This window comes from Paenibacillus sp. AD87 (assembly GCF_001659845.1).
In the GTDB taxonomy this organism is placed as follows: domain Bacteria; phylum Bacillota; class Bacilli; order Paenibacillales; family Paenibacillaceae; genus Paenibacillus; species Paenibacillus marchantiae.
The window spans coordinates 274,273-291,260 of record NZ_LXQN01000019.1; the positions used below are offsets into that span (position 1 = coordinate 274,273).

Consider the following 16,988-nt stretch of genomic DNA (forward strand, 5'->3'; position numbering starts at 1 on the left):
GAACAACATGAAAATTGAAGTACAGTTAGCGCATAACCATGAGGCATATATCATCAAAAACATGTATCCTCTATACCTTCATGATTTATCCGGACATTATGGGCTGAAAACAGAACACACTCCGAATAAACATGGGATTTTCGAAATGGGTGATGATTATAAAACGTTGCAAGATCAATATGATGTCCAGAACATATGGTGGGAAAAACCGAATGTCCTCTATGCATTTTTGATTAGAGTAGATGGCGTACCAGCAGGTTTTATATTTGTTGCTACTGCGCCGCATTGTTCGGCAGACACGGATTTCTTTGTACATGAATTCTTTCTAATGCAGCCATTCAGAGGTGTGGGGATTGCAGAGCACGCTGCAAAAGAGGTATTCCAGAGGTATCGGGGCCGGTGGGAGTTGTTCACGAATCCTTCGGAGAAAAATAAAGTAGGTCAACACTTTTGGCGAAAAACTGTATCGAACTATACCCAGGGAAACTATGTGGAGCTTCAGGACCAAACGCATGATGGAGAAAAGTTGATCTTCAGATTTTCAAACCGTTAATCGTTATTTTAGATAATATATTTGATTATATCTAAGGGCCTAAAAAGTAATCTGGTAGGCTCTTTTTTTGTTTGTGGATATTTCTACGCTTTTAACCGGCAGCATTCGCAAGGTTTGTCCTTCCGGAATATGATATAACATGCCAAGGTCGCAAATCTTCATTATTCTTCTTAGTTTCATCGACTGCTTCTTTAGATTTGAATTCTATACGGATCTCAGAAATCAACTTAGGGGGTCGGACAGCATGGAGTGGTTATCTTTTTTGAAGCAATATATCCAGGGTCCCCGATGGATTGGGGCCATTGCCCCCAGCTCAAAATATCTGGCAGCTAAAATGGTGAAAGACATCGCATTTGACCGTGCATCATGCATTGTGGAGTATGGGCCGGGCACGGGAGTGATTACGGAAATGCTGCTTGCAAACATGCAGCCAGGAACGGTTCTGATCCTGATTGAAAACAATGCCCGCTTCTGCCAGTTACTTCGCAAAAAGTACGATCATCTTCCAAATGTACACATCATTCATGATTCTGCCGTGCATGTCGATCTGCACATACGACAATATGGACTGAACAAGGTTGATTACATTGTATCCGGACTGCCTTTTGCGAGTCTGCCTGCGGAGGTATCACTGGACATTTTAGCTAAATCAAGGCAATATTTGAAACAAGATGGCAAGTTCATCACTTTTCAGTACACGTTACTTAAACGGGGATTACTCAAGCAATTTTTCGAAAACGTAAGCATGACAAGGGTGTACCGTAACCTGCCGCCTGCTTATGTATTCAGCTGTAGTCAATAACAAGAACGCACAGGATGGAGGATGATTTTGCGTAAATTAAATTATATCATCGGAACAGTTACTCTGATGTCTGTCATAATGATGGGGTGTAACGAGTCCAAAAAAACCGAGAATATTCAAGAGCCAGCTCCATCTTCAACTAATCAGTTGAGTATATTGACGAACCAAAAGGCATCTGCCCAGGAAGAACAGCAGGCTCTTGAAATGACCTTGGAATATAAAAAGGCGGAGTTTGCAGTCGATAACACGGAGGGTGAAGAATTATTAACCGTAGAGAAGGTGCTAGCCAAAAAAGAGATCTTGAAGCCTTTCCTGACTGAACGGAATCTTGAAAGAAATAGTGTGGGGTTGCCATTTCAGGTGGCAGACAAAGAAGATGCGTCACTGCATGCTGAAGATATAAAAGCGAAGATGAAAGAAAGTAAAAATGATTGGATGCTCGTGGAGTACACGCTAAATTTGGTATTTACGAATTATGATGGAGAAGAAACGAAGACCATTCCGTTAGAAGGGGAGATTACCTTTTTACAGGAACAAGGAGAATGGCGTATTCAGGACGACACATACAATATGAAGGCATTCTTGGATATCGTCAATAAGCTATAATAATTCATTTAGAGTCTGTGAGTCCGGTACGTTGTGTACTCCCCATTTGCATATTTCCTCAAGAATCGGCATCAGGCTCTGCCCTCTGAGTGTTAAGGAATACTCCACCTTTGGTGGTGTTTGGTCATACTCCACTCTTTTCACAATATCATCGCTCTCCAGATCATTCAGTTGGGAGGTTAACACCTTATACGTAATTCCAGGGACACGTCTCTTGAGTTCTCCGTAACGTGTAACCCCATGAAAGGCAAGCTGATACATGATCTTCATCTTCCACTTTCCTCCAATAATGGACAGGGTGTAGTCAAATGGAGTCAGTGCTTCCTCCTTGGTTGTACTTGGTTTATCCATCGTAGATACGCTCCTTCGAGTAGGTACGCACTTTGAAGTGCGTACTTTTTTTGTACTGAATATGTGTATATTCTTAAATCAACTATATTTGTCCCATTGGAGTTTGTAAACCGAAGGAGCCGTGAATGGGAGTGGAAGAAAGGACAAGAAAGATTGCCAAAACATGATGCTAATGAGTTTGTAACAGCAGGTCTCTCTGTAGAGGAAATGTATAAATTGATGATCGGGTCCGTGGTGCCAAGGCCTATTGCATGGGTTTCCACGAGGAGTAAGGATGGGGTTCTTAATCTGGCGCCTTTTAGTTTTTTTACCGTGGCTTCGCGCAACCCACCCACACTGCTCATTTCCATTGGACCAGGCGTAGGCGATAGGGAGGGTACCGTCAAAGATACACTGGTTAATATTCGGGAGACAGGTGAGTATGTGATTAATATGGTCTCATCATCGTTGGTAGAGTCGATGCAGCAATCGTCAGCTGATGTGTCATCGGGGGAAAATGAATTCGAACTGGTAGGTGTTACGCCTAATCCGGGCAAACGTGTGAATGTGCCTTCCGTGCTTGAGGCTCCGATTGCCTTTGAACTTACACTGGATCGGATTATTGAGGTGGGTACAGATCATCTGGTTCTTGGAACAGTAGAGCAGGCTCAGGTTGATCATGAGGCTTATGCGGGTGATTATAAAATAGCAATAGAAAACTGGCGGCCGGTAGCCAGTCTGGCCGGAGATTATGCCTTAATCAAACCTGCATTCTCAATCAATATCAAATAGGGTTATCCCATTCCGAATTAGGAATTTGGTAAAGCTGAAAGAGGCTATGTCTCCAGTTAAGATTCCTGAAGAAGCAGCCTCTTTCCCGAGATGTGGATGCTCATTCTCATCTCCAATTTCTAAACTAAAAATCAGCTCGCCCAAACGTGGCGTCACCCTTCACCGTTGCGCTGCTGGAGGCATTGATGGCGTCCAGCTGCAATACGTAGTCGTAATGTCGGATGTAATATCCGGGCTGGCTATACGACTGGAGGGATACTTTGGAGCTGTCAGCCCAGCCGGGGCTGCTCAGGAATGTGGCATCTCCTTTATAGGTGGCGGTATCCGTGTATGCCTCAAGTACGATTTTGTTGCTGGCGTTGCGCTTCAGGAAGTAGCCAGGAAAGTTGATAGACTCCAGTGAGATGCCTGTAGAGCTGGCCAAGCCGGGTACGACGCGGAACTGGGAATCCAGTACAGGTGAGACGTTGGTGTCGATCCGTGCAGTGAAGTTGGAATGACGGATGTACCGATCCGGATAATTGAAGGAGCTGAAACGGCTGTAATTCGTCGCATCAGGTGTTGCTGGGCCTAACATTTTGACCTCGTGAAGGGTTGGGGTGTACCAGTTACCCGGATTGTTCCACAGGACAGCGTTGACCATATTGATACGTACATACCGGGCGGTAAAATGAACAGCGTCGGTCGTAAACCCATAGGTGGTATTGATGGTTCGATCCAGCGAAGAGTAGTTGACGCCATCGTTGCTGATCTCAATTTTGTACTTATAATAGCCTTCCGATCCTTTATACATAAACCAGGAGATATCGATCTCCGTGAGGGTCTTCGGTGCACCGAAATCGACCTGCCACCATGCTGGCCAGGTATTGGACGATGCTGCCCAAGAAGTCTGATAATTGCCGTCGTTGACATTGGATGCAGATGAGCCGGAGGCTGTGGAGATGGCGGTAGCTGTTTTGCCTTGGGCGTGATTAACAAGAGAAGGTGGCGTTACCGTGCCTGTTACAGCATCGATATTCCACTCTTTGTACCATTCCAGAGAGGCGGTTCCGTTTGAATCATTCAAGGTTAAAGGAAGCCAGATATGTTTATGTTCACCGAGGTTGAGTGGATTCCAGCGGTCGCCCATATAAATATAGGATGTGGTGTTGCTGCCTGTAATGGTGGCAATATCATGGATCTGGGAGCCGAAGGCCGATGGATTGCCATAAGGTGTAAGAGCGGACCACGTGCCTGTCATGGACGATGCGGTTGCATACGCGCCCTGATTCGGATACCAGCCAGCAGCCTGGGAGGTGAAGAGGTAGTATCGAGTGCCCTTTTTCACAACGGCAGGTGCTTCACGGTATGCGTTCTCGAATTGCCAACCGACAAAGGAGTCCACACCGGTATAGCTGGCGTTCATTTTGAAAATAGCCATGGTATCATTGGCTCCGCCATTCTTGCGGGATGCTGTGATCAGATAGCCTGTACCGTCTGTATCTACGAAAACAGTCATGTCGCGTGACTCGTAATCCAAAGGCCGAAAACTTCCCTCATACGTGAATTTTCCGTTCGGTGTACTGGTGGTCGCTACCGCAACCCGCCCCAGATTGTAATCAGTACCGTTCTCGTAATGCGCCCATAGCACATACTGCTTCGTGGAGGCATTGTAGATGACTTTGGGACGTTCAATTTTGCTGGAGGCCAGCTCAGTGGCCGAATCCTTGGTAAGTATGGCATTGCTAAACGTCCAGTTCTTCAGATCGGTTGAAGTATAGACATTAACGCTGTCAAACTTACCGCTGACCGCATGCTCTCCGTACCAATAATACGTGCTGCCGACTTTCAGAATGTTTCCGCTATTGGCCTGAATGGGGTTACCTGCAGTATCCAGCCAATCGGAACCGTTGGTGATGGTCACGCTTGTCGCGCTGGTCCGTTCTGGAAGAACACCAAACATGGTTAGCGTGAGCGCGAAGACCAGAAACCAGACTGCTTTCCTGTTGCCCATTACGTACACCTCCTAATATCGGTCCTTTGTGAAGCGTTTACATATTTAGTGTAATAAAAATGGAATCTTGTACAAGTGAACAATGTGTACCCTGATGAACAAATGGAACTTTATCCTGAATATAGCGGCGATAGCGAGTGATTTACCTCATTCAATATATAAAAAAGGGATCGTAGACTTATAAAATAAGCTACTATCCCTTTTTGAATAACACTCTATTTAAACAGATTCAAAATCTATTTATGACCTTTGCGAACCTTGAGCTGCATCTTTTTGATCGTTGTATTCTGCATAACCTCAAGCACGAGTGGGCCTTTGCCGTTCAAAATTTCCACATCGGTTACATTATCCAGAATGGTAATAATCCCGATGTCGTCTGCAGTGACGCCTTCAATCTTGGCGATGGTGCCCACGAAGTCTACCGCACGGAGTTTCTTTTTCTTGCCTCCGTTGAAGTTCAGCTTCATGATCTGTTGGTTCAACTGTTCACGCTTGTCCTTTTTGCGTTCAGGTACGATCTTCAAACGCTTCTCGAACTCTTCCCGACGACGGTCCACAGCGTCCTCGGAAGGAGCTTTCACGACAGGAATGGCAAATCCGATATACGATTCGATCTCGGCTAGACGTCTGCCATCCTTCGGGGTAACCAAAGTAAAGGCTTTACCTGTTTTCCCTGCGCGACCCGTACGGCCTGTACGGTGTACATATCCTTCTTTTTCCAAAGGAATATCGTAGTTGATGACATGGGTAATATTCGTGATATCAATCCCGCGTGCGGCTACATCCGTTGCAATCAGATAACGGAATTGTCCTCTTCTGAATGCATTCATTACTTCGATGCGCTCATCTTGTTCCATGCCTCCGTGGATGCGATCCGCTGGATAATCGAGGTCAGCCATGACACGGAACAGTTTATCCACGTTCTCCTGCGTACGACAGAACACGATACAACTATCTGGGTTTTCAACAATAAACAGGTCCTGAAGCAGCGCCGTTTTGTTCACCTCTGGCACGTGAATCACGGCATGTTCAATCGTGGCTGTGGTAAGACCACTTGCCTTGATCTCAATTTCGACCGGATTGTTCATGTATTTGCGTGACAGCTTGGCTACATCTTCAGGGAACGTCGCGGAAAATAACATCGTCACTCGCTCACTAGGCAGTGCTTGAATAATGGATTGAACCGTCTCGATGAAGCCCATATTCAGCATCTCATCCGCCTCGTCAATGACAAGGTATGAGATCCGATCCAGCGGCAGGGTGCCACGTTCGATATGGTCCAATACCCGTCCAGGTGTACCTACAGCGACATGTGTTCTTTGTTTTAATTCAGCTTTTTGAACATGGAAAGGAGACTGACCGTATAGTGCGGTTGCTTTAATACGCTTAAAGCGTCCGATATTGGTAATGTCTTCGTTCACTTGCAAAGCCAGCTCGCGGGTTGGCGTGAGAATCAAAGCCTGCGGTTTATTTTCGTTCCAATCTACCAGCTCACAGACTGGAATGCCGTAGGCGGCTGTTTTCCCGCTGCCTGTTTGGGATTTGACCACAAGATCTTTATTTTCAAGGGCTACTGGAATAACTTTGGTTTGAACCTCAGTTGGGGTTTCATAGCCCAGGCTATTCAGCGCTTTTACGATTTCTTCGCCAAGTCCATAATCTTTAAATTGTTGCTTACTCATCGTTAACCTCTTTTACGTTAGTTTTGAATACAAGAGCATATTGCATAATTCCTTAAAGCGACTTGTACACGGGAGCGTTTGGAATCGAATTATGCAATATGCTTATATACAAGCATTGCACCGTACATTTATCGTATACCTCTTCATTATACTCTATATGCAGGTGGGTTAACGGAGTAATTCACAATGATGTTTAAATCGTATGATGCAAACCAACTCTTTCTGAACTCCAGTCCCATAATTCTACGGCACGTTCGGGGCTGTAGGATTCCTCGGAAGAAGGCTCCATCCAAAGGGACAGTTACGGTTTCTGAGTCAACAAAGTTCCTACACATCGCTGAAAAAATAACAAAAAACCACCATTTAAGCTAGAATCGAAAAATGGAATATGTTAACATATGGGTAACTTACGGAACGGAGGGATACGTGTGGCAAATTTTATCCGATGGAGATAGTATGGCGAAACGTTTGTTTGCGCTTGCTGTGTTTCTGCCTGTGTGCAGCTCATCGGGATCGGTTTGCCTATTTACACGTATGCCGCTAGTCATTAAAGAAACGCTCGTTTAGAGTAGTTCTTTAGTGTACTACTATTTTTCTGCGAGCATTCAGGTACACCCAATATCCGAAAATGAACTGCACAGGCATGGATGTCTGTGTTTTTTATTTTATTGAGGTAAAGGGGAAATCCTGAAATGACAAAATCGAACGTGAATGAGCAGTTGGAATTTCCAAAGGAACTAAAATCTTTAGCTGCACAGAACGGGCTTCATATTGCTGAGGAATCCATGAAAATTAACGAGTCAGGTATGGACTTTCGGGTAGCGTTTGCCACCGATGGACAGGGACAACAGTGGATACTGCGCCAGCCACGGCGTGAGGATGTATGGGAGCGGGCTGAAAATGAGCGCAAGGTGCTAGAGGTTGTAAAAAGCCATCTTCCGGTAGAGGTACCGGAGTGGCGGATTTGTGCGCCGGAACTGATCGCTTATCCTTTACTTGATGGAGATCCGATTGCGGTCGTCGATCCGGCAGGGGGAGGGTACGCATGGCGATTTCCACAGGAAAGCTTATCCGATGATTTCTTCGATTCGCTCGCTGCTACCCTTGCCGCATTGCACAACATTGATCTTGATGAGGCGGTAAAGGGCGGAGTGCGCAGCAAGACGCCTACAGAAGCTCGTAAAGCTTTTGCAGCCAATATTGAGGGGATTAAACAAAGCTTTGAGGTGCCAGATCAACTGGCCAAGCGTTGGGAAGCTTGGCTGACAACGGACAGCTATTGGCCTGAGCACTCCACGTTCAACCACGGTGATCTGCACCCACCGCACATTATCGTCGACGATGCCCAGCGTGTTACTGGACTTATTGATTGGACTGAGGCGGAGATTGCCGACCCGGGTAAGGATTTTGTCATCTATTATGCACTCTTCGAAGAGGAAGGCTTGCGGGATTTGCTCAATCGCTATGAGAAGGCAGGTGGAAGGGTGTGGCCTCGGATGCTGGAGCATATTCGGGAGCAGTGGGCGGCATACCCGGCAATCGTTGCACAGTTTGCGTTAATCACTGGAGAAGAGTCGAATATGGAAATGGCGAGAGGTATGCTTGCAAGCTGGGACGTCAAGCGGGATTAATACAAGGCGAGTAAACGCTAAGGAGGAGAAGGGTGCGTGATACAACTTCGTGTAGTGTGTTGGTTGTTTGCAATCACGTTAACACTCGCTCTATTGGGTTGCTCGGCCCCTTTTTCTAACTCGGATGATGAATCAGATTTTTTAGATGTTCTCTCCCCAGAACGGTTACAGGAACTGAGGGAGGACTACCCATTATCGCCACAGTCTCTCGTGACTCCATGGATGAAAAAAGTGACCTTTAGAGAAATCATGGACTTCTCAGATGCAGTTGTTGTGGCAGAGGTTGTGAACGTCCTGCCGAATTTCAGTATGGTGTTGACCACTGAATCAGATACACCTGAACGCAAAATGGCAGAAAAGCAGGAGAATACGGGAATGACTCCCTACGAAGCTGAGTTCGTCTCTTACAAAGTAAAGGTGCACGAAGTGATTACAGGAGGAGATGTAGCCAAGGAAACATTACTGTTCTATAACGCAGCGTTTGCAGCGCTTGAGCCTAAACTTATGCCTGGTCAGAGAATAGTTACAGCGATCAAAAAGGGAGTAGGGTCCGAGCAACATGGAGGTTATTTCTTCTCTCGTTATGGTATGTACTATATCGTCGATGGGGATTATGTCCTTTCTGCCTATGAGGGGTTCTCCAACGAGGCGCTTGAATTCACCAAACAAACGAATGGAATCAGGCTGAAGCAGTTTGTGAAAAAGGTGCGAAGCTTGGCGCAGGAGTAGGTGAACACGTAACATATGGCTCTAAAATCCAAAAAAAGTAAAAGACCTCTTCCACATGCATTGTGGAGGAGGTCTTTCTTATGAATAGATTAATTACCTAAAGTCGTCAACTGGCAATCTATTTCAGCATAGTTACGTATTTTCCGTAGACATAAGCTACGCGTCCATCCAGTTTCACTTTGACCCAGCCATACTTATCTGTACTGATTACTTCAAGGACGGTGCCTTTCGGTACGGCAGTAACTACTTTGGCTTTGGATGAAGCGCTGGAGCGCATGTTCAGGTAGGCCGCAGTAACCTTGGCTTGTATACCTTTAACGACTGTACCCGGTTTACTTGTACCTGGTGATGTCGATGGTTTTCCAGGTTTCGATGTGTCTGGTTTCGGTACTGTTGGTGTCGTCGGCTTCTCAGGTGTAGTAGTCTCTTCCTCACCACTGCCTGTGGACGCCTTACGAGCCTTATTCAGCTCCTGATAGAACTCACCTTTGGTTTTCACGCCAGAGAATTTCGCGATACCTACGTTCGCTTTGGAGGCAAGTGCGGTCATTTCTTCTTCAGTCACCGTATCCAAAATGTTAATGGACGCAATATTGGTATACTTGCCATCTTCCGTTGTAGGAACAGACATGATGTCATCATTAATTAGCTCTACGATATCTGCACGTGCAGGTGCTGTCAGATCAACACCGGTGATTTTCCAGTTGTGCTGGATTTTCGGTTCGTAAACGCCCTTCATCACGTCTTTGAGATAAGCAATGGACAGGTTACGGATCGTACCTTGAATCTCGCCAAATGCTGAAGCATCCTTGGAGGACCATAACTGCTTGAACTTACGTCCTTCCAGTGCCCCACCTTTGGCAATCAGGGCTTCCATCCGGTAGGCATTCATGCCGAGCTTGAGCGTATCGTCTTCTTTAACCACTTTGCCATTACTGTATTTTAGGTTCGTAATCCGACTGCCGTAGGGCTTGGTCAGGTCAATCTCATACGTCACTCCACCGAAGAAATCGTCGGTGCTGTATTTGGAAGCACGTCGTTTCGGATCAAAACTGATCGTCACATCACCAGGACGTGTGGAGTTAAAATAACCCGCAGACCATTCCATGTAATCCTTCAGATCACGTCCGGTCACTTCATATACCGTTACTTCACCAAAGGTATATTGGTAGTTGAACGCGATATCCTTTTTCTTGATCGGTCCGACATCCAACTTGGCCTTATCGTTATCGATCTGATGTGCAACAACATCGGCATCGCTGTAATGCATCATGACTTCAGTGAAGAAGTCTGAGAGTGGTGTCTCCTGAATTTGCACAGCAGGAATACCTTTGATTTCATCTGCTGGCACCAGGTTGGTTCCTTTTAGTTCAGCTACTTCAATGTTGGCATCGGCACGAGCGAACTCATGGAACGGATGCAGTGTATCTTCCAGTCCGGGATCGGACACTTCATAAGAGCCATCAGCTGCTTTTACAGCGAGTGCTTGAGCTTCCTTGCTTTTCAGTACAACCTTGTCGCCTTCTTTGGCAAACGTGAGGTCAATCCGTGAAATATGTGAACCATATTTGTTCGGCTCGGAGATTAATACGCCGTTAACCGTTTGGGATTCAATCAGGGTATGCATGTGTCCGGCAAAAATGGCAGCCAGCTCCGGGTTGGCATTGGCGATATCCGTGACCCCGGTGCCCGGGTTCCCGTTCTCGTTATCCAGTCCCATATGCATGAGTCCAACCATGACATCCACTTTGCCTTTCAGCTCAGCGATGGCCTTCTTGGTCTCTTCTACAGGATCTTTGACAATGATGCCGTCCAGGTGATCCGTACCTTTCTCGAACTCCGTAATCATAGGTGTGTTCATTCCGATGACACCAACCTTGATACCGTCTTTCTCAATAATCGTATAAGCAGGCATGTAGCGGTCGCCGTTTTCTTTGAAAATGTTACCTACCAAGGGTTGTCCCTTGAACTGTGAGGAAATCTTCTCTAATACGTCCAATCCAAAGTTAAATTCATGATTTCCCATAACCCATGCGTCATATTTCATTTCGTTCATTGCGACCATCATGGGAGATTGAGGTTGATCGTTGAACAGTTCAGCCGAGTTGTCCTGAATCATGTCGCCTGCATCCAGCAGAATCGTATTCGGATTCTCAGCACGTACTTTTTTTACAATCGTGTACAACTGCGTCATGCTGCCTGTCGGATTCGGACCGTCCAGGGCATAGTCCCACGGCATAAATCGGCCATGAATGTCTGATGTTCCCAGCAACGTAATCTTGGTTTCCTTGTCTGCTTCAGCAGCCTGAGCCGGAGTGGAGGCAAAAGGTGCGAAGAGGATGGAGGCACATAAGAGGAATGATAAGGGCCATCCGGCGTAACGTTTCGGCGAAAATTTGCGCATGTTGTAATCTCCCTTGTTATCTAGTGTTATGTAAAGATATGTGTTATTGGAGTTAATACTAGATAAACATTTGGTAAATGTAAACCACAAAATGACAAATAAAAGAGACCACTCTGGATCATTCCATGGAAATTCCATAGGGAGTGATCAGAGTGGTCTCTACGCGTATCTCTATATGTTTAAACTTCTTCCTCAACCATACCCAAAGCCCGGTTTTTCTCTTTGAACAGCTCATTGTGTGAAGATACATATGCCATTAGTGAAGCATCTGGTTGTATATATCGCTTAGCACTGTTTAGTGCGAGAATACCGCTGGTAAAAGTGCCTGCCAGTAATTCAACTTTACTATCATAGGCTACAAAATCGCCTGCAGCGAATACACCGGGAACGTTGGTCGTCATCTCGGCTCCCACCTCCAGGTTCCACTCACCGAGATCCAGACCCCAATTCCGGATGGAACCATAATTGCACTTCATGCCGTGATTGACGATGACCGCATCAACCTCCAACTGCTCTCGCTCTGACGTCTCAGTATGGAGGAGGGATACACGATCAATTTGTGTCCCGTCGCTGCTGTGGAGCGCTTCAATGGTATAGGGTGTCCGAACCTGGACGGAGGAGTTCTTCATCATCGTAACACTTCGCTCCAGACCGCCAAAATGATCCCGGCGATGAACGATCGTTACGCTGCTGGCAATGGACTGCAACTCATTGGCCCAGTCCACAGCGGAATCTCCTCCACCCGAAATTAGTACCCGCTGATCCCGGAATCGTTCTAACTCCTGAACCGTGTAGTGCAGGTTGGTCACCTCGAAGCGATCTGCTCCTTCAATCTCAAGCTTGACGTTCTGGCGCTCGCCATAGCCAATGGCCAGAATAACGGTCCTGGTCAGATGTTGCTGACCGTGATCAGCGGTGAGCAGGATGGTTCCATCTTCCTGACGCTCCATGCCGACAATCCGCTGGCCGAGCACAATCGTCGGATCAAATGTGTGGGCTTGTCCAATCAACTGGGCAATGAGTTGTTCCCCACGAATTGGGGGCATGGCCCCAACATCCCATATCATTTTCTCAGGATAGGTCAGGACTCTTCCGCCCAGTTCATCCTGTGCTTCTATGACCTTGGTCTTCAGTTCTCTCATTCCGCTATAAAAAGCCGTGTATAACCCGGCGGGTCCTCCGCCGATGATGGTCACATCATATCGTTCAAGTGAATCTTTCATCGCTAACCTCCATGATTCGTTGGGCAGAAACCCTTTATTTTTTGAGCATCACAGGAAGTTGTTTGATCAGTTCTTCCCTCGCCAGCGGATCTGTTGATATACCTAGCCCACCATTCACGAAATATACTTTACCTTCTTTGATAGCGGGTAGTTGGCTCCATACGGGACCCTTGGTCATGTTCTCAACTTCCTTCAATTCTTCGTCACTGTAATACACAATGAAAATCCGGTCTCCGGCAATTTCGGGCAGCTGTTCGGTGGAAATATCGGCATAGCCATAGTCATCCGGGTTATCAATCATTTTCTGAATCGCTGTGGTTGGCTTGAATCCATCCTTGTTATAGACAAAACCGGTCAGGTAACTGGTCGTGTACACACTCAATCTTTTCTGGCCAATCATGTATTGAAATACGGATGCCGTCTCGTCCTTCTGAATGGTGCCATCCTGCTGCAATGCGGTCCACATCTTCACAATCTCAGCTTCATGACGTGCGAGAAATTCTTCAGGCAGTTGCTTGTTGCCGAGCCATTCGCCCAGTCGCTTGATCCGATCAGGCATAGGGTCCCATTCATTGGTCAGGATAACCGGAGCGATCTTGGAGAGTGTCTCATTCTGCTTTTGGTCAGGAGTTGATGTAATAATCAGATCGGGCTGAAGTTCCACAATCTTCTCCGGACTTGGCGGCCAGCCGATATCTGCAACATCTTTCAGTTCGTCTTTATACGTCGCGTATTGCAGACCTTGCTGTACCACACCTACAGGCTTGATACCAAAAATTAATAGATCCCCAACGGTGTTGTCTGTATATACGATACGTTTGGGCGCTATGGGAATCTCCACCTGGTTACCATAGGCATCAGTCGCCATTTGGGTTCCTTTTTCCTCAGTTTGGCTGGTGGTCTGTGCTGTATTGCTTGTTGTATCGGCTGTTATACCGCAAGCTGTTGCAACCAATACAATCAAACATAAGGTGAGCAACGTGGTGAATCTCGACATTTTGTGTATCATGAATATCCCCCTGTATGGTTAAACATTTACTGATAATCATTATCAATAAACCAAGTGTAATGCGGTTCAAGGGTGCATTCAATGGAATAATAGGACGTTTTTTTTGCATTAATAGGCTGGTTGTGGGCATGTTTCGGTCATTGATAACCAAGGAAGAGTTGGGTTATGATGACTCTAATTGATAATGGTTATCAGAAAAAAGGAGAGCTAGCTGTGGATCTGACTCATCTCAAAACCCGGTACGTTGTTCCCGACATTTATTACGAACTTCACGGGTTGGCTCTACAACATCTATCGCATAAAGATGGCATTCCACGACAAACGCTAACCACCGACCTCATGATTGTGGTCGAGGAGGGGGAAGGTCTGCTCATTTGCGATGGTAAGATAAATGAACTGCAATATGGGGTGCCCCTGGTCATCAATGCGGGACACACTGTAGAGATTCGGATGAATGAAGAGGCGTTGTTATCCGTGTGGTTAATCGCATTTACATTGCATGATCCTGAGCGCCAAATGTCCCCTTCCCTTATAGAGACCCGCGAAACGGATACGGCCGGATTTCGATCCATAGTGCAGCGAATCCGGGCCATTGAAAACCGCCGTATGGCGCAGGATCGCAAACAACGAGTCGGCATTCACACCCAGTTTCAGAGATTGATGAGCATGGTACTGAAAGATACCCCTGAGCACGAAGGAGAAGTCTCCAGTGAGCATACAAGAGCGAACATATCCGAGATCATTACGCAGCTAAAAGGCCGCTACAACGAGGAAATTACCGTGGATGAGTTGGCAGATCAGGCCAGGATTAGCAAGCGGAGGTTTACCCATTGGTTCAGGCAGCTGACAGGAACGAATCTGTCGGATTATATGACAACTCTGCGGATGGAACATGCCAAACAACTGCTATTACGCGGGGAGCGTATGAAGGAGGTGGCCGCTATGGTGGGATATCGGGATGAATACTATTTCAATCGTCGATTTAAACAGATGGAAGGAATCTCGCCGGGCCAGTTCATTCTTAACCATCGGAAAAGTTCATCTAACATCTGTGTGATGAGTTGCCTCGGTCATTTGCTTGCCCTTGGGATCCGCCCAGCAGCGGTAGCCAAAAATCTAGCCAATGAGCATTACCTAAGCAAGTTGAGTACGAGTTTCCATAAGGTCAACAGCGTACCGCTGGACCCGCAGGAAATTTCCTATTTGCAGCCAGAGATGATTCTGGTTGGAAATCAGGAGGAGTACGATACGTTGTCGCCAATAGCGCCGACATATATTTTTTCACAGAACGACGACAAGCCATTCGTATTGTTACAGAAACTTGGTGAGGTCTTTGGTAAGGGGTTTGAAGCGGAGAAGGTAATGAAGCAATATGAGCGCAAGGCACAGCGCCTGAGATCGCGGTTGAAAGGTATGATTCAGAGTACGGATACGTTCTCTGTGATGGAAATACGCGATGACTCAATCTATGTGTTCGGGAATTACTGGTGCAGAGGAGCCTACAATCTGTATGATGGCCTTGGACTCCAGGCACCTGAACGTATACAGAAGGAATTAATTGACCGTCAGGCTTATCTCATGATCTCAGAGGAGCAAGTTGCATCCTATGTAGGAGACCACTTGTTCCTGACGGTACTGGATTCGGAGCGGTATCAACATATGTCGAGCAGCATCTGGTGGCAGGAAATGCCTGCAGTGAGGCAAAACCAGGTGTATATGACGGAGTATACGGAATTCGCAGTTACCGATCCCATATCTATGCCTTACCAACTGGATGCCCAGATGAAGTTAATACTTGAACGTAAAATGCTCCATTCCTGATCGGATCACTTAACTCTTATACCGTTTCAATTGAACTACGACTACGAGAGGTGGAAAATTTTATTTTGACAACGATGGATACTAAAGCAAGCAGACCAAAGATAATTCCACTCCAGATGACCTGATGGATTCCAAGTTGGGCAATGAACCAGCCACCAATGGAGGTACCGAGGGTAATTCCCAGATTAGAGAAAGAGACAAAGAGGCTATTTCCGAATTCAGGTGCTTCCTGAGACTCCGTCGTAAGCCAAGTTTGGCTGACAATCAGACCGCCAGAGTGAATCGCACCCCAGACGAACACCATGATAATCATCGGAATGAAATAGGAACCTGCATAGAAAACGAATAAATAAGCCGCCATGTATAGCACCGGGAAGAGGAGAACGGTTCTCGGAATATTCCGATGCAGAAGCTGTCCGAATACCAAATTTCCGGCAATCATAATAACACCAAAGGCCAAGAGCATCACACTAATCCATGAACCGCCCATTTGGGTGACTTGCCCCAGATATTCGGCGAAATAACTATATACGGAGAACATCGCTGCAAAAATAAAAATGACAGTAGCAATATTTAGCCACAGCGCAGGTTTACGCAAAATGCCGATCTGTTTGCCATAAGACATCTTCTCTTGCACAGGCATCGAGGGCAACCATATCCATATACCGATGAAAGCAATGATACTGACAACCGCTCCGAACCAAAACGCAGCCTCCAACGAGAATCGTTCCGCAAGATAGGAAGTTAGGGGCACGCCAAATGCAAAGCCGGCAGTGATTCCGGTAAAGACTTTGGCAACGGCCTGACTGCTTTTTTCCGGTGGGACCAGCTTGGCACCCGTGACGAGAGCAACGGAGAAGAAGACTGGATGGAAAATGGCCGGGATAATCCGAAAGATTAGCATCATGTCGAATCGGGTTGTGTAGGCATATACTACGTTGGAAATGGCGAACAATAGCACGGCAGTTAACAAAATGGTTTTACGATTGATACCAGATACGAGCAAAGTCAGGAAAGGGCCAGACACTGCAACGACGAGAGCGAAAATACTTACCAGCCATCCGGCCTGTGCAGCGGTGATGTTGAATTTCTGCGTGATCAGGGGCAGTACTCCGATAATGCCGACTTCTGTAGTAATGATGGCGAATACACCGAGCGCCAGAATGAGGATGAGTAACGGATTAACCTGTTGTGATTTCGATTTCATGTTAAAGTCTAGACCTCCAAATATATTTATATATACAGAAAAATAGATATATTAAACTAAAAAATGCCTCCTCACCTATATAAAAATATATGGCCGATATAATAAGTTCTCAGAATTACATTATATCTATATTTATAGATTTGTAAATATAATAAAGTGTAAGTCATTTGGTTAAGTCATCAGGTTAGTGCCCAACATCTATACTT

15 protein-coding genes are annotated in these 16,988 nt (G+C 46.2%); 8 read left to right on the top strand and 7 right to left on the bottom strand.

Going from position 1 to position 16,988, the window contains the following annotated elements:
• Window positions 1-7 precede the first annotated feature (7 nt).
• From gpAD87_RS24980 to gpAD87_RS24990, 3 genes are all read left to right on the top strand, one after another.
• Window positions 8-553 (top strand): GNAT family N-acetyltransferase, encoded by a 546-nt coding sequence (locus gpAD87_RS24980; protein ID WP_064641560.1) that lies wholly within the window; start codon window positions 8-10, stop codon window positions 551-553.
• A 244-nt stretch (window positions 554-797) separates the two neighbouring features.
• Window positions 798-1,355, top strand: coding sequence for a class I SAM-dependent methyltransferase (locus gpAD87_RS24985; protein ID WP_064641562.1), 558 nt, complete (start codon window positions 798-800; stop codon window positions 1,353-1,355).
• A gap of 27 nt (window positions 1,356-1,382) precedes the next feature.
• Window positions 1,383-1,961 carry a hypothetical protein gene (locus gpAD87_RS24990; RefSeq protein WP_064641564.1) on the top strand — a complete coding sequence of 193 codons (579 nt, stop codon included), beginning with the start codon at window positions 1,383-1,385 and terminating at the stop codon, window positions 1,959-1,961.
• Here gpAD87_RS24990 and gpAD87_RS24995 read toward each other — a convergent pair.
• Window positions 1,956-2,312 (bottom strand): winged helix-turn-helix transcriptional regulator, encoded by a 357-nt coding sequence (locus gpAD87_RS24995; RefSeq protein WP_064641566.1) that lies wholly within the window; start codon window positions 2,310-2,312, stop codon window positions 1,956-1,958. The two genes, gpAD87_RS24990 and gpAD87_RS24995, sit on opposite strands and share 6 nt — an antisense overlap.
• Window positions 2,313-2,531: 219 nt before the next feature.
• On the opposite strand from gpAD87_RS24995, the gene gpAD87_RS25000 reads away from it, so the two are divergent.
• Window positions 2,532-3,083, top strand: a complete 552-nt coding sequence (locus gpAD87_RS25000) for a flavin reductase family protein (RefSeq protein ID WP_231952890.1) — start codon at window positions 2,532-2,534, stop codon at window positions 3,081-3,083.
• Between the two features lie 124 nt (window positions 3,084-3,207).
• Here the strand turns inward: gpAD87_RS25000 and gpAD87_RS25005 are convergent, their stop codons facing one another.
• Both gpAD87_RS25005 and gpAD87_RS25010 read right to left on the bottom strand, forming a co-directional pair.
• Window positions 3,208-5,025 carry an AbfB domain-containing protein gene (locus gpAD87_RS25005; protein ID WP_231952892.1) on the bottom strand — a complete coding sequence of 606 codons (1,818 nt, stop codon included), beginning with the start codon at window positions 5,023-5,025 and terminating at the stop codon, window positions 3,208-3,210.
• A gap of 287 nt (window positions 5,026-5,312) precedes the next feature.
• Complete coding sequence (locus tag gpAD87_RS25010; protein ID WP_064641569.1) at window positions 5,313-6,758, bottom strand: DEAD/DEAH box helicase; 1,446 nt, start codon at window positions 6,756-6,758, stop codon at window positions 5,313-5,315.
• A gap of 426 nt (window positions 6,759-7,184) precedes the next feature.
• Here gpAD87_RS25010 and gpAD87_RS32655 point away from each other — a divergent pair, with 426 nt between their 5' ends.
• From gpAD87_RS32655 to gpAD87_RS25020, 3 genes are all read left to right on the top strand, one after another.
• Window positions 7,185-7,325, top strand: a complete 141-nt coding sequence (locus tag gpAD87_RS32655; protein WP_157258564.1) for a hypothetical protein — start codon at window positions 7,185-7,187, stop codon at window positions 7,323-7,325.
• 125 nt (window positions 7,326-7,450) lie between these two features.
• Window positions 7,451-8,389: a macrolide 2'-phosphotransferase gene (locus gpAD87_RS25015; protein WP_064641571.1), complete on the top strand. Its 939-nt coding sequence runs from the start codon at window positions 7,451-7,453 to the stop codon at window positions 8,387-8,389.
• 36 nt (window positions 8,390-8,425) lie between these two features.
• On the top strand, window positions 8,426-9,118 hold the full coding sequence (locus gpAD87_RS25020; RefSeq protein ID WP_064641573.1) for a hypothetical protein: 693 nt from the start codon (window positions 8,426-8,428) through the stop codon (window positions 9,116-9,118).
• A gap of 118 nt (window positions 9,119-9,236) precedes the next feature.
• Here the strand turns inward: gpAD87_RS25020 and gpAD87_RS25025 are convergent, their stop codons facing one another.
• From gpAD87_RS25025 to gpAD87_RS25035, 3 genes are all read right to left on the bottom strand, one after another.
• Entirely contained in the window at window positions 9,237-11,522 is a 2,286-nt protein-coding gene (locus gpAD87_RS25025) for a 5'-nucleotidase C-terminal domain-containing protein (RefSeq protein ID WP_064641575.1), read from the bottom strand.
• 179 nt (window positions 11,523-11,701) lie between these two features.
• Window positions 11,702-12,745, bottom strand: coding sequence for an NAD(P)/FAD-dependent oxidoreductase (locus gpAD87_RS25030; protein ID WP_064641577.1), 1,044 nt, complete (start codon window positions 12,743-12,745; stop codon window positions 11,702-11,704).
• A 34-nt stretch (window positions 12,746-12,779) separates the two neighbouring features.
• Window positions 12,780-13,754: an ABC transporter substrate-binding protein gene (locus tag gpAD87_RS25035; protein ID WP_064641579.1), complete on the bottom strand. Its 975-nt coding sequence runs from the start codon at window positions 13,752-13,754 to the stop codon at window positions 12,780-12,782.
• Between the two features lie 165 nt (window positions 13,755-13,919).
• On the opposite strand from gpAD87_RS25035, the gene gpAD87_RS25040 reads away from it, so the two are divergent.
• On the top strand, window positions 13,920-15,575 hold the full coding sequence (locus gpAD87_RS25040; protein WP_064641581.1) for a helix-turn-helix domain-containing protein: 1,656 nt from the start codon (window positions 13,920-13,922) through the stop codon (window positions 15,573-15,575).
• Window positions 15,576-15,591: 16 nt separating this feature from the next.
• On the opposite strand, the gene gpAD87_RS25045 is transcribed toward gpAD87_RS25040, so the two are convergent.
• Complete coding sequence (locus tag gpAD87_RS25045) at window positions 15,592-16,782, bottom strand: MFS transporter (RefSeq protein WP_064641583.1); 1,191 nt, start codon at window positions 16,780-16,782, stop codon at window positions 15,592-15,594.
• Window positions 16,783-16,988 lie beyond the last annotated feature (206 nt).

Coding starts and splice junctions, on each gene's coding strand:
- gpAD87_RS25025 (WP_064641575.1), bottom strand. CDS start 11,522: ATGCGCAAATTTTCGCCGAAACGTTACGCCGGATGGCCCTTATCATTC.
- gpAD87_RS25045 (WP_064641583.1), bottom strand. CDS start 16,782: ATGAAATCGAAATCACAACAGGTTAATCCGTTACTCATCCTCATTCTG.
- gpAD87_RS25035 (WP_064641579.1), bottom strand. CDS start 13,754: ATGATACACAAAATGTCGAGATTCACCACGTTGCTCACCTTATGTTTG.
- gpAD87_RS25005 (WP_231952892.1), bottom strand. CDS start 5,025: ATGTTTGGTGTTCTTCCAGAACGGACCAGCGCGACAAGCGTGACCATC.
- gpAD87_RS25030 (WP_064641577.1), bottom strand. CDS start 12,745: ATGAAAGATTCACTTGAACGATATGATGTGACCATCATCGGCGGAGGA.
- gpAD87_RS25010 (WP_064641569.1), bottom strand. CDS start 6,758: ATGAGTAAGCAACAATTTAAAGATTATGGACTTGGCGAAGAAATCGTA.
- gpAD87_RS25015 (WP_064641571.1), top strand. CDS start 7,451: ATGACAAAATCGAACGTGAATGAGCAGTTGGAATTTCCAAAGGAACTA.
- gpAD87_RS25040 (WP_064641581.1), top strand. CDS start 13,920: ATGATGACTCTAATTGATAATGGTTATCAGAAAAAAGGAGAGCTAGCT.
- gpAD87_RS25000 (WP_231952890.1), top strand. CDS start 2,532: ATGATCGGGTCCGTGGTGCCAAGGCCTATTGCATGGGTTTCCACGAGG.
- gpAD87_RS24995 (WP_064641566.1), bottom strand. CDS start 2,312: ATGGATAAACCAAGTACAACCAAGGAGGAAGCACTGACTCCATTTGAC.
- gpAD87_RS24980 (WP_064641560.1), top strand. CDS start 8: ATGAAAATTGAAGTACAGTTAGCGCATAACCATGAGGCATATATCATC.
- gpAD87_RS24985 (WP_064641562.1), top strand. CDS start 798: ATGGAGTGGTTATCTTTTTTGAAGCAATATATCCAGGGTCCCCGATGG.